The following is a 12,726-nucleotide window of genomic DNA, read 5'->3' as shown; positions in this document are numbered from 1 at the left end:
ATCCGCATCTCATGCCAGGTGAATCCAGAGAGTTTTCCAACAGATGCTGATACCCCCGCTCATCGGTCCGGAACGGACAGACGTGTCCCGAATGTGTCAGCCACGGGCGGGTAAAGGCAGCTGTGGAGCGCGAGAAGGGAGCAGTGTGACCATCGACGGAATCTGGTCGTACACGCCGGAGAGCGGACATGCCGAAGGGCAGGATCTGACCGACTACGCCGTCATCACGGCCGACGGCACCCTCGGCCACGTGGAACGCGAGGCCGACCCCCTCGGAATGCGGCACCTGGTCGTCGACACGGGCGTATGGCTGTTCGGCAGAAGCGCCGTCGTCCCGGTGGGCGTCGTGACGGGTGTGGACCACGCGGACCGCAAGGTGATCCTGGGCTGTACCGGGGACGACGTCAAGGACGCGCCCCGCTTCCGCACCGACAGCGAGACGACGGACCCGGCGTATCTCAACGCCGTCGGTGACCACTACCGCCGGCTGAGCCCACGGGGGACGCCATCGGTATGAGGGAGGAGGGACTCGCGCCCGCGCGCCCGGCGCCCGCCAGGGCGGCGCCGGGGACGTCCGTGAAGTCCGCCGCGGCGGCCCGGGCCCACGCCCGCGCGGTGGTGGACGCCCGGTGGAACCGCGCCGCCCGGCCGGCCCGTGAGGAGGACGTCGTCGACCTGCTGCTGGTCGTCTCCGAGCTGGTGGCCAACGCCCTGCGGCACGGCGGCGGACTGGCCGGGTTCGAGATGACGCCGGTGCGCGACGGGATCCGGCTCGCGGTGCGCGATCACAGCGACGCGGTGCCCGCCCCGGTGGGCGGGCAGGGCTCCCGTCCCGCGGGCCACCGGGTGGGCGGCTACGGCTGGCCGCTGGTGGTCCGCCTGGCCCAGGACATCACCGTGGAGAAACGGTCCGGCGGAGGGAAGACGATCAGCGTCTTCGTGCCGATCCGGACCACCGGCCGACCGGACTGACCCTGACTGAAGCGGTCGGCCCGGCGGGACCGACAGGATCCGGCCCGGGTGCCGGCATGCGCCCGCCGGCGGGTCAACCAGGACAGGAAGACGTGTCACCAGGGCAGGAAGACGTGCACGTCCTTGCCCTCGGCCTGGCCCGCCTCGTTGGGCACCACGCTCACCTGACTGCACAGCGTGTGCACCAGGTACCAGCCGATACCGCCGCCGCCGCTGTCCGGATGGAACGGCCGGGGGGACGGCGGAGTGCTGTTGGTGTCGTGCAGCGTGACATGCACACCATCGAAGGTCGGGCGCAGGCGCAGCTCGAAGGGGCCCGGCGCGTACTGGACGGCGTTGGCCGACAGCTCCGTCACGATCAGCACGATGTCGTGCCAGCACTCGGGTGCCGTGGGCGGCACGGTGCGGGCCAGCTCGTGGAGGAACTCCTCGGTCGCCAGCCGTGCACCCGTCACGTCCTGGGGCGCGCCGCCGAAGCGGGCCGTACGGCTGGGAACAGCCCAGGAGGACAGTGCGTCATTACCACGCGGCTCGGTTGCCATGTCGTCAGTGCGGCCCCCTGAGTGTGCGGGACCGTTGTCCTTTCTCTTACGGCTCTCTGGCGTCGCCCTTACTGGGTTCCCGAGGGCTGTCAGGCTACGCGTCCCTCCGCCGTCGGCATATGTTCGCGACGGAACACGCCCCGACGGACCCCGACAACGCGGCATCTCCGGCCGGCCGGCCGGCCGGCCCGCCCGTCCGTCGGCCGGCCCCGCACCGGCCGGCCCCGCACCGGCCGGCCCCGCACCGGCCGGCTTCGCCCCGGCCGGCCTCGGGCCGTCGGTCCGACTCACCGGAACACGTCGTCGGAGTCGTCCCAGCCCAGTACCTCCTCGGGGGCGCTCTGCCGGGGCAGCCTGGCCCGGGCCTGGTACATCGCCTCGATCTCCGCCGCGTAGTGCGCCACGATCGAGTCCCGGCGCAGCTTCATCGAGGGTGTCAGCAGGCCGTTGGTCTGGTCGAAGGGCTGCGGCAGGATGCGGAAGGCGCGTATCGACTCCGAACGCGACACCGTGCTGTTGGCGGCGGCCACCGCCCGCCCGATCTCCTCCCGCAGCGCGTTCTCCTCGCGGGCCTCCCGGCTCTGGGTGTCGCCGTGCAGCATCAGGTTCCCGCGCCAGTGCGCCAGGAAGTCGGGGTCCAGGGTGATCAGCGCGCCCACGCAGGGCCGGTTGTCACCGACGACCACGGCCTGGTGGACGAGCGGATGCATCCGCAGCCGCTGCTCCAGCGAGGCGGGTGCCACACTCTTGCCGCTGCTGGTGATGATGACGTCCTTCTTGCGGCCGGTGATCGTGAGGTAGCCGTCGGAGTCCAGGAACCCGAGGTCACCGGTGGCCAGCCAGCCGCCCCACAGCGCGGCCCGGGTCGCGGCGTCGTCGTTGACATAACCCTGGAACACCGACGGGCCGCGGACCAGGATCTCGCCGTCGTCCGCCACCCGGATGTCCATGCCCGGCAGGGCCTGTCCCACGGTGCCGGACTTCTCCCGGCCGAGCGGCTGCATGGTGATCCCACCGCTGGTCTCGGTCAGGCCGTACCCGTCGTGCACATAGATGCCGATGCCCTCGAAGAAGAGGGACAGATCGCGGTGGAGCGGGGAGCCGCCCGAGGTGGCGCGGTGGACACGGCCACCCAGCGCGGCCCGGAGTCTGCGGTACACGGTCCGTTCGAACAGGGCGTGCTGGAGTCGCAGATCGAAACCGGGCCCCGAACCGCGGCCCAGCCGCTGCCGTTCGACGGCGGCCGCGAAGTCCCGGGCCGTGTCCGCCGCGCGCTCGAAAAGGGCGCCGCGACCGGCCTCCTGGGCCGCCCGCAGGAAGTTCTTGTAGATCTTCTCGAACACCGAGGGGACCGCGTACAGATACGTCGGACGGAAGGTGCGCAGCGCCTCCGCGAGCGCCTCCGCGCCGATGTCGGGCTGGTGGCCCATCAGGATGCCGCCGCGCAGGCACAGGCCCTGGATCATCAGCCCGTACACATGGGAGAACGGCAGGAAGGCGAGGACGCTGGGCTGCCGCCCGGCGGGCGCGGCCGTGTGCCCCCAGCCCGCCAGCAGCGTGTCGCAGGGGCTGGCCAGGCTGCGGTGGCTCAGCGCGCAGCCCAGCGGCCTGCCCGAGGTCCCCGAGGTGTAGGCGATCACGGCGGTGGAGTCGGGCAGCACGATCCGGCGCAGTGAGTCCACGGTGGTGAGCGGCACCAACTCGCCGCGCTGCGTGAGCTGTTCGAAGGCCCCGGCGTCCAACTGCCAGACGCTGCGCAGCGAGGGCAGTCCCGCGCACACCGATCCGACGGTCATGACGCTCTGTTCGTCCTCGACGACGACGCCCACACAGTTCGCGTCCCGCAGGATCCACTCGACCTGCTCGCGCGAGGACGTCGGATACACGGGGACGACCTCGGCGCCCACCGCCCACAGCGCGTGGCACAGGACCGTCCACTCGTACCGGGTCCGCGCCATGATCGCGACGCGGTGTCCGGGCGAGATCCCGGACGCGACGAACCCCTTGGCCAGGTCGACCACCTCGTCGCGCAGCTCGACGGCCGTCACCTCCTCCCAGTCGCCGGAGCCGCCGTCCGGGCGGCGGGAGAGCACGGGGAGTGTGGGAGTGCGGGCGGCTGTCTCGAAGACGGTGTCGGCGAGCCCTCCGGTCAGAGGCGTGGTGGCCGGGGGAGCGAGGGCGAAGTCGCGCATGCGCTGCTCCTGAGGTGTACGGGCTGTGACTCCGCCGACGGAAACTGTTATCGACGGTGGTCGAATCTAGCCCAGGTGAGACCGGTTGTGGCCTGGAACGAATAAGTAATCCGCGTTGATGATCTCGCCCGGCCGGCTCCCGGCACATCCTGCGGCCCGCCGCCGGTGCGGTCGGCTCCGAGGGGGACCCGGACCACATCGACAACGCCGATCCCGGCCCCGATCCCGGCCCCGATCCCGGCCCCGATCCCGGCCCCGATCCCGGCCCCGATCCCGGCCCCGATCCCGATCCCGAGCGCACCACCGGACCGGAACCGGGCGGCGGCGTCCCGCGGGCGGGCCCCGCCCGCGGAGAGAGGCATGTCCTCTGCCGGCGCTCGGCAGACGCACAAGCCCGACCAAGGGCCGGGCCAAGGCCCGCGCACCGTGATCATCATCCTGGTCGTGCTCTTCGCGGCCTTCTTCCTGGCCTGCGCGATCGTCCTGATGCCGTGACCGGGAGCCGCCGCGCCGCGGGAGGGCGATCTCAGGCCTGGGTGTGCTCCACGCAGGCGGTGACCACCTCGCGCAGGCTGCCCGTGCGCTCCCACACCTCGCGCTGGATCCGGGACCCGTTGCCGCGCCGCAGCAGATCGGCGCAGCTCGTGCGGACCCGCTCCAGGTCGCCGCTGTCGGCCAGCGCGTCCTCGACATGCTCCAGCAGCGCCCGGACGACCGTCGCGGCGGGAGTGTGCCGCATGCTCATCGGGTGCAGCAGGTCCTCGGTGAGCCCCGACCGGGCGGCCCGCCAGCCGGCCAGCCCGAGCAGGCTCACGCTGTGGTCCACCGGGTCCCGCCCGGCCTCCCAGTCCCGGGCGGCCGTCTCCACCAGCCCCCGCACCAGCGTCGCGATCAGCACGGCGGTGTCCGCGTGCAGACAGACGTCCGCGACCCGCACCTCCACCGTCGGATAGCGCGCCGACAGCCGGGCGTCGAAGTAGACCATGCCCTCGTCGAGGATCGTGCGGGTGGCCACCATGTCCGCCACCCGCTGGTGGTACCGCTCCGCCGAACCGAACAGCTCGGTCGGACCGGCCGACGGCCAGCGGTCCCACACCCGGCTGCGATAACTGCTGTAGTCCGTCTCCCGGCCCTGCCAGAACGGCGAGTTGGCACTCAGTGCCGTCAGCACCGAGAGCCAGGGCCGGATCCGGTCGAGGACCGCGACGCCCTCCTCGTCCGACTCCACCGACACATGGACGTGGCAGCCGCACACCATCTGCTCACGCGTCGCGATGCCGTACTGCTCCGCCATCCACTGGTAGCGCCGGTTCATGCTGACGGACGGGAGCACCGGCAACGGGGAGGTGGCGAGTGCGGCGACCGCGCACCCGGCCTCCCGCGCGTGCCGGGCCGCCTCCCCGCGGATCCGGACGATCTCCGCGCCGAGTTCGTCCATCCCCGACTGGGGATGGGTGTTGAACTCGAGCATCTGGTTGTGCAGTTCCTTCTCGAAGACGTCCTCCTCGGCCCCGCGCCGGGAGGCGCGGGCGAGGACGGCTGCGGACAGGGCCTGGGGCTCCCCGGTCTCCGGGTCGACCAGGAGGAGTTCTTCCTCCACTCCGACGGTGCGCACGGGATGCGGCCCCTCTCTGGTGGGTGGTACGCACCGACTGCCCCGTGCGCGGCCGCTCACACGGACGACGGCACCAGCCACACCGTGGCCAGGGGCGGCAGGGTGAGGGCGATCTCCCCGTCCCGCGCCGCCACGGGAGCGGGGTGGACGACGCCGCTGCCGCCGTAGCACTCGGCGTCGGTGTTGAGCACCTCGCGCCAGACCGGCGGCCCGTCGGGCACGCCGAGCCGGTAGTCGTGCCGGACGACGGGGGAGAAGTTGCTGACGGCGAGCAGCGGAGCGCCGTGCGCGTCGTGGCGCAGGAAGGCGAAGACGTTGTCCTCCGCGGCGTCACCCACCACCCACCGGAAACCGGCGGGGTCGGTGTCGCGCTCCCACAGGGCCGGGGTCGCCCGGTAGACCGTGTTGAGATCACGCACCAGGTCCCGCATCCCCCGGTGATCACCGGCGGACGCGTACCCCGGGTCCAGCAGCCACCACTCGGGGCCGTGCGCCTCGGACCACTCGGCGCCCTGGGCGAACTCCTGCCCCATGAACAGGAGCTGCTTGCCGGGGTGGGCCCACATGAACCCCAGGTACGCGCGGTGGTTGGCGCGCCGCTGCCACCAGTCGCCGGGCATCTTGGAGACCAGCGCCTGCTTGCCGTGCACGACCTCGTCGTGGGAGATCGGCAGGACGTAGTTCTCGCTCCAGGCGTACACCATCGAGAAGGTCATCTCGTTGTGGTGGTACTTGCGGTGCACCGGCTCCTTGGCGATGTACTCCAGCGAGTCGTGCATCCAGCCCATGTTCCACTTCAGCCCGAACCCCAGACCGCCGCTGTCGGTGGGCCGGGTCACCCCTTCCCAGGCGGTGGACTCCTCCGCGATCGTCACGACCCCCGGGTTTCGGCGGTAGACCGTGGCGTTCATCTCCTGGAGGAACGCCATCGCGTCCAGGTCCTCCCGGCCGCCGAACACGTTGGGCGACCACTGGCCGGAGTCCCGCGAGTAGTCGAGGTACAGCATCGAGGCGACGGCGTCCACCCGCAGCCCGTCGATGTGGAACTCCTCGCACCAGTACGTGGCGTTCGCCACGAGGAAGTTGCGCACCTCGACGCGCCCGAAGTCGAACTCGTACGTGCCCCAGTCCGGATGCTCGGCCCGCCGCGAGTCCCCGGGCTCGTACAGCGGTTCCCCGTCGAACCGGCCCAGCGCCCAGTCGTCCTTGGGGAAGTGCGCGGGCACCCAGTCGACGATGACGCCGATCCCGGCCCGATGCAGGGCGTCCACCAGGAACTTGAGGTCGTCGGGGCTGCCCAGCCGCGAGGCCGGGGCGTAGAACCCGGTGACCTGGTAGCCCCAGGAACCCGAGAACGGGTGCTGGGCGACTGGCATGAACTCCACATGGGTGAAGCCGAGTTCGCTGACGTACCGGGGAAGCTCCTCGGCCAGTCGGCGGTACGTCAGCCCCGGCCGCCAGGACGGCAGATGGACCTCGTACACGGAGAACGGCGCCACATGCACGGGGACGTCGCCCCGGTGCGCCATCCACTCCTCGTCCGCCCACTCGTAGTGCGAGGCGTGCACGATCGACGCGGTGTCCGGCGGCACCTCCGCGCGCCGGGCCATCGGGTCGGCCTTGAGGAAGCGGTGGCCGTGGCGCGAGGTGATCTCGAACTTGTACCGGGCGCCCTCGCCGATCCCGGGCAGGAACAGCTCCCACACCCCGGACGCGCCGAGGGACCGCATCGGGAAGGCGGTGCCGTCCCAGAAACAGAAGTCCCCGGCGACGCGCACCCCCTGGGCGTTCGGCGCCCACACCGTGAACCGGGTGCCGGTCACGCCCTGGTGGGCCATCGGCTCCGCACCGAGCGCCTTCCAGAGCTCCTCGTGCCGCCCCTCACGGATGAGATGCAGGTCCAGATCGCCGAGGGCCGGCAGAAAACGGTAGGGGTCGTCCACCTTGTGCTCGGTGCCCTCGTACGACACGAGCAGCGTGTACGCGGGCACCGAGTCGAGCGGCAGCAGGACGGAGAAGAGGCCGTCGCCCTCCGAGACCAGCGCGGTGGCGTCGCCGTCGATCACGACGCTCACCGCGTCCGCGAAGGGCCGCAACGCCCGGAAGGCGATCCCGCCCGGCACCGGGTGCGCGCCCAGCAGGGCGTGCGGATCGTGGTGGGAGCCCGAGAGCAGACGCCCGCGGTCGGCCGCGTCGAGCGCGGGCGCCGTGCGCGGGCGGGGGCCGGCCGACTCGGGCGGAGAGGTGTCACGCAGGGCCACAGGGGTCAGCCTCCTCGGACGGCGAGTCGTTCGATCGCCGCCATGGGTACGGGCAGCCAGTCGGGACGGTTACGGGCCTCGTACAGCACTTCGTACACGGCTCGGTCCGTCTCGTAGGCACGCAGCAGGGCATGCTTCTTACGGGGGTCCCAGCCCGCGCGCGCCGCGTAGCCGGCGCAGTAGGCCTCCCGGCAGCGGCGCGCCCACTCCGGCCGCCACGGGCGGCGCTGGCGGGCGGCGTAGTCGAACGAACGCAGCATCCCGGCGATGTCCCGGACCGGGGAGTGGGCGCTGCGCCGCTCGGCCAGCGGACGGGACGGCTCGCCCTCGAAGTCGATGACGAACCAGTCGCGCCCGGCGCGCAGGACCTGCCCGAGGTGCAGGTCCCCGTGGATGCGCTGGGCGGGCGGGCCCGCGTCGCACACGGAGAGCGCGCCGAAGGCGGTGGTGAGACCCGGCACGAACGGACGCAGCGCCGGCACATGGTGCGCGGCCGCCTCCAGCCGCTCGGTCATCGCCGCCGCCGTCCGCCCGTCCTCGGCGTCCGGACCGGCCGGCAGCGCGGCGGCCAGCGCGAGGTGGACGTCCGCGGTGGCACGGCCCAGTTCCTCGGCCTCCGCGGTGAAGTCCTCCCCGCGGGCGAGGGCCCGCAGCGCCAGGGTCCAGCCGTCCGACGCGTCGGGCAGGAACGGCTGGAGCACGCCGAGGGTCGCCTCCTGCGGGTGGGTCGTGCTGAACCAGGCCACGGGCGCGGGCACCCGCCCGCACCCCTGCCCGGCCAGCGCGACCGGTACCTCCAGGTCCGGATTCACCCCGGGCTGGATGCGCCGGAAGATCTTCAGGATGAAGGCGTCCCCGTACACCAGCGAGGTGTTGGACTGCTCGGCCTCCAGCAGCCGCGGGGCGAGCCCGGCGGGCAGCGACACGGACGGGTCGGACTCGAAGCACAGCGGGCCCAGCGTCCCCGGGTGCCGCATCCGCTCCAGGAGCAGATGCGCCGAACGGGGGTCCTGAAGCGCGTCGTGGACGGTCAGACCGGCCAGCGGCCCGTCCTCCACCCTGCCGATGAGCGCCCTTCCCAGGCGCGGCGACAGGTGTTCCTGGAGGCCGAGGAGCAGCTGGTAGCAGTCACCGGCCGGGGGAGTGCCCCCGGGAGTGGGGACGCCCGACTGGTCGGCGTGCACGAGCAGATGCAGACAGCCCGGGTACAGCTCGGTCATCGACAGCATGCGCAGGTCGGTGAGGGGGCGGTCCTTGCCGGCGAACCAGCGCTGCCGCGGCAGCCATTCGCACAGCAGCGCGGCGAGCGGCCCCACGGAGCGGACGCCGCTCGCGCTGCTGGGTCGCAGGGGTGCGGTCTTCGTCACGGTGACCCATCCTTTCCCCGGCGCTCGCTCACGGGCGGCGGCCGATCCGGGACGCGGCTCTGGTGAGCCGGAACCAATAGAAGCCGTGCCCCGCGAGGGTGAGCAGGTAGGGCAGTTCGCCGATGGCCGGAAAGCGGACCCCGCCGAACAGCTCGACGGGGTGACGGCCGTCGAACCGGCGCAGATCGAGTTCGGTGGGCTGCGCGGACCGCGAGAAGTTGTGCACGCAGAGCACCACGTCGTCGCCTCCGTCGGCCGTCAGGGGTGCCTCGCGCAGGAAGGCGAGGACGGCCGGGTTGGAGGACTGGAGTTCGGTGTAGGTGCCGAGGCCGAAGGCGGGGTTCTGCTTGCGGATCTCGATCATGCGCCGGGTCCAGTGGAGCAGCGAGGAGGGCGACGACATCGAGGCCTCGACGTTGGTGACCTGGTATCCGTAGACCGGATCCATGATCACGGGAAGGGACAGCCGGCCCGGGTCGCAGGAGGAGAAGCCCGCGTTGCGGTCCGGTGTCCACTGCATGGGGGTGCGGACGGCGTCGCGGTCGCCGAGCCAGATGTTGTCGCCCATGCCGATCTCGTCGCCGTAGTAGAGGATCGGCGAGCCGGGCAGGGAGAGCAGCAGGGCGGTGAAGAGCTCGATCTGGTTGCGGTCGTTGTCGAGGAGGGGTGCGAGGCGGCGGCGGATGCCGATGTTGGCGCGCATACGCGGGTCTTTCGCGTATTCCGCGTACATGTAGTCGCGTTCCTCGTCGGTGACCATTTCGAGGGTGAGCTCGTCGTGGTTGCGCAGGAAGATGCCCCATTGGCAGCGGGACGGGATCGCCGGGGTCTTGGCGAGAATTTCGGAGACCGGGTAGCGGGATTCGCGGCGGACGGCCATGAAGATGCGGGGCATGACGGGGAAGTGGAACGCCATGTGGCATTCGTCGCCGCCGGAGGCGTAGTCGCCGAAGTAGTCGACGACGTCCTCCGGCCACTGGTTGGCCTCGGCGAGCAGCACGGTGTCCGGGTAGTGGGTGTCGATGTCCTTGCGGACCCGCTTGAGGAACGCGTGCGACGCAGGCAGGTTCTCGCAGTTGGTGCCTTCGGCCGCGTAGAGATAGGGCACCGCGTCCAGCCGGAAGCCGTCGATCCCGAGGTCGAGCCAGAAGCGCAGGGCGGCCAGGATCTCCTCCTGGACGGCGGGGTTCTCGTAGTTGAGGTCCGGCTGGTGGGAGAAGAAGCGGTGGAAGAAGTACTGCTTGCGGACGGGGTCGAAGGTCCAGTTGGAGACTTCGGTGTCGACGAAGATGATGCGGGCGTCGGCGTACTGTTTGTCGTCGTCGGCCCACATGTAGTAGTCGCCGTAGGGTCCGTCGGGGTCTTTCCTCGATTCCTGGAACCACGGGTGCTGGTCGCTGGTGTGGTTCATCACGAAGTCGATGATGACGCGCATGCCGCGTTGGTGGGCGGCGTCGACGAATTCCACGAAGTCGGCGAGGTCGCCGAACTCGGGGAGGACGGCGGTGTAGTCGGACACGTCGTATCCGCCGTCGCGCAGGGGTGATTTGAAGAACGGCGGCAGCCAGAGGCAGTCGACTCCCAGCCATTGGAGGTAGTCGAGTTTGGCGGTGATGCCTTTGAGGTCGCCGACGCCGTCGCCGTTGCTGTCCTGGAAGGAGCGGACGAGGACCTCGTAGAACACGGCGCGTTTGAACCACTCGGGGTCGCGGTCCTTGGCGGGAGTGTCCTCGAAGGTGTCCGGGACAGGGGAGTTGACGGTCATGGCGGGCTGGGGCCTCCGATCGGCGGTGCGGGTCACCGGACGTGGAACACGTGGGCAGGTGTCCGGCCGGGCTCCAGGCGCACGTAGTTCGTCCTGCCCCAGGCGTACGTCTCGCCGGTCAGTTCGTCGTGCACGGTCAGGGACGCGCCGTCGTCCAGGCCGAGTTGCGGCATGTCCAACGACACCGTCGTCTCCTGGGTGTGGTGGGGGTCGAGGTTGACGACCACCAGAACCGTGTTCGAACCCGCACGCTTGCTGTACGCGATGACGGACGGGTTGTCCGTACCGTGGAAACGGAGGTTCCGCAGCCAGTGCAGTGCCGGGTTCGCCCGGCGGATCTCGTTGAGCCGGGTGATCAGCGGGGCGATGCTGCGGCCCTCGCGTTCGGCCGCCTCCCAGTCACGGGGTTTGAGCTGGTACTTCTCCGAGTCGAGGTACTCCTCGCCGCCCTCGCGCAGCGGGGTGCCCTCGCAGAGTTCGTAGCCGCTGTAGACGCCCCAGGTCGGTGAGAGCGTGGCGGCCAGGACGGCGCGGATCTCGAAGGCGGGGCGGCCGCCGTGCTGGAGATACGCGTGCAGGATGTCCGGGGTGTTGGCGAACAGGTTGGGCCGCATGTAGGAGGCGGCGTCCCCCGAGAGCTCGGTCAGGTATGCGGTGAGCTCGTCCTTGGTGTTGCGCCAGGTGAAGTACGTGTAGGACTGCTGGAAGCCGATCTGCGCGAGGGCGTGCATCATCGCGGGGCGGGTGAAGGCCTCGGCGAGGAAGATCACGTCGGGGTCGGTGCGGTTGACGTCCGCGATGACCCGCTCCCAGAACACGACCGGTTTGGTGTGCGGGTTGTCGACCCGGAAGATCCGCACCCCGTACGACATCCAGTGCCGCAGCACCCGTACCGTCTCGGCGACCAGGCCCTTCATGTCGGCGTCGAAGGCCAGGGGGTAGATGTCCTGGTACTTCTTCGGCGGGTTCTCGGCGTAGGCGATGGTCCCGTCCGGCCGGTGGTGGAACCACTCGCTGTGCTTGTGCACCCAGGGGTGGTCGGGGGAGCACTGGAGGGCGAAGTCGAGGGCGATCTCCAGGCCGAGCTCACCCGCCCGCTCCACGAACCAGGCGAAGTCCTCCAGCGTGCCCAGCTCCGGGTGGACGGCGTCGTGGCCGCCCTCCGGCGAGCCGATGGCCCAGGGCACACCGACGTCGTCCGGGCCGGCGTTCAACGTGTTGTTGCGGCCTTTGCGGAAGGTGGTGCCGATGGGGTGGATGGGCGGGAGGTAGACGACGTCGAAGCCCATCGCGGCGATGGCGGGCAGCCTGCGCGCGGCGGTGCGGAAGGTGCCGTGCGGGCGCTCGGGGGTCCCCTCGGAGCGGGGGAAGAACTCGTACCAGGCGCCGTACAGGGCACGTTCGCGTTCGACGAGCAGGGGCAGTGGCTCGGACGCGGTGACCAGCTCGCGCAGCGGATACCGGCCGAGCACGGCGTCGACCTCCGGAGCCAGCGCCGCCGCGTAGCGCTCGGCCACCGGAGCCGAGTCGTCGAGCAGTTTCTTCGCCGCCTCGCGCAGCAGGGTGCGCTCCGGGCCGCGCGGGGCCCGGGCGGCCGCCCGCTCGTAGAGCTGACCGCCCTCCTCCAGGACCAGACCCGGGTCGATCCCGGCCGGGATCTTGATCTCCGCGTGGTGGCGCCAGGTGGCGATCGGATCGCTCCAGGCCTCCACGGTGTAGGTCCAGCGGCCCATGGCCTCCAGGGTCACATCGGCTCCCCAGCGGTCGCTGCCGGGAGTGAGCTCGCGCATGGGGGTCCAGGGCCCGCGGCCGCCGTCCGGGTTCTTGAGGACCACGTTGGCGCCGATGGCGTCATGGCCCTCGCGGAACACCGTCGCGGAGATCCGCACCGTCTCCCCGGTCACGGCTTTCGCCGGCCGCCTGCCGCACTCCACGCGCGGTTCGACGTCCCGTACCGGGATACGGCCGATCGCCCTGGTGGACTTCACCCTTGCACCTCCGCTGACTCGAAA

General features: G+C 71.1%; 10 protein-coding genes. 3 read left to right on the top strand and 7 right to left on the bottom strand.

Annotated elements, in window-relative coordinates:
• Nucleotides 1–145 precede the first annotated feature (145 nt).
• Nucleotides 146–517 (top strand): hypothetical protein, encoded by a 372-nt coding sequence (locus AOQ37_RS19845; protein WP_062645901.1) that lies wholly within the window; start codon nucleotides 146–148, stop codon nucleotides 515–517.
• The gene (locus AOQ37_RS19840) at nucleotides 514–972 is read left to right on the top strand and encodes an ATP-binding protein (protein ID WP_062645900.1); all 459 of its coding nucleotides are present in this window, start codon (nucleotides 514–516) and stop codon (nucleotides 970–972) included. The genes AOQ37_RS19845 and AOQ37_RS19840 overlap by 4 nt, the downstream gene beginning before the upstream one ends.
• Nucleotides 973–1,067: 95 nt before the next feature.
• On the opposite strand, the gene AOQ37_RS19835 is transcribed toward AOQ37_RS19840, so the two are convergent.
• On the bottom strand, nucleotides 1,068–1,514 hold the full coding sequence (locus AOQ37_RS19835; RefSeq protein ID WP_062645899.1) for an ATP-binding protein: 447 nt from the start codon (nucleotides 1,512–1,514) through the stop codon (nucleotides 1,068–1,070).
• A gap of 287 nt (nucleotides 1,515–1,801) precedes the next feature.
• Nucleotides 1,802–3,706, bottom strand: coding sequence for an AMP-dependent synthetase/ligase (locus AOQ37_RS19830; protein WP_062645898.1), 1,905 nt, complete (start codon nucleotides 3,704–3,706; stop codon nucleotides 1,802–1,804).
• Nucleotides 3,707–4,066: 360 nt separating this feature from the next.
• On the opposite strand from AOQ37_RS19830, the gene AOQ37_RS41840 reads away from it, so the two are divergent.
• Nucleotides 4,067–4,201, top strand: a complete 135-nt coding sequence (locus AOQ37_RS41840; protein WP_267888017.1) for a DUF6480 family protein — start codon at nucleotides 4,067–4,069, stop codon at nucleotides 4,199–4,201.
• 31 nt (nucleotides 4,202–4,232) lie between these two features.
• Here AOQ37_RS41840 and AOQ37_RS19820 read toward each other — a convergent pair whose 3' ends face one another.
• From AOQ37_RS19820 to AOQ37_RS19800, 5 genes are read right to left on the bottom strand one after another with little or no spacing between them, the layout of a single operon-like run.
• Nucleotides 4,233–5,321 (bottom strand): glutamate--cysteine ligase 2, encoded by a 1,089-nt coding sequence (locus AOQ37_RS19820; protein WP_062645897.1) that lies wholly within the window; start codon nucleotides 5,319–5,321, stop codon nucleotides 4,233–4,235.
• A gap of 56 nt (nucleotides 5,322–5,377) precedes the next feature.
• Nucleotides 5,378–7,582: a 1,4-alpha-glucan branching enzyme gene (gene glgB / locus AOQ37_RS19815; RefSeq protein WP_062645896.1), complete on the bottom strand. Its 2,205-nt coding sequence runs from the start codon at nucleotides 7,580–7,582 to the stop codon at nucleotides 5,378–5,380.
• Nucleotides 7,583–7,587: 5 nt separating this feature from the next.
• On the bottom strand, nucleotides 7,588–8,949 hold the full coding sequence (locus AOQ37_RS19810; RefSeq protein ID WP_062645895.1) for a maltokinase N-terminal cap-like domain-containing protein: 1,362 nt from the start codon (nucleotides 8,947–8,949) through the stop codon (nucleotides 7,588–7,590).
• 28 nt (nucleotides 8,950–8,977) lie between these two features.
• Nucleotides 8,978–10,714, bottom strand: a complete 1,737-nt coding sequence (gene treS, locus AOQ37_RS19805; RefSeq protein WP_062645894.1) for a maltose alpha-D-glucosyltransferase — start codon at nucleotides 10,712–10,714, stop codon at nucleotides 8,978–8,980.
• A gap of 32 nt (nucleotides 10,715–10,746) precedes the next feature.
• Nucleotides 10,747–12,702, bottom strand: a complete 1,956-nt coding sequence (locus tag AOQ37_RS19800; RefSeq protein ID WP_062645893.1) for an alpha-1,4-glucan--maltose-1-phosphate maltosyltransferase — start codon at nucleotides 12,700–12,702, stop codon at nucleotides 10,747–10,749.
• Between the last annotated feature and the right edge of the window lie 24 nt (nucleotides 12,703–12,726).

Source organism: Streptomyces maremycinicus (assembly GCF_001184025.1).
Taxonomy (GTDB): Bacteria; Actinomycetota; Actinomycetes; order Streptomycetales; family Streptomycetaceae; genus Streptomyces; species Streptomyces maremycinicus.
This window is presented reverse-complemented; position numbering and strand designations above follow the sequence as displayed.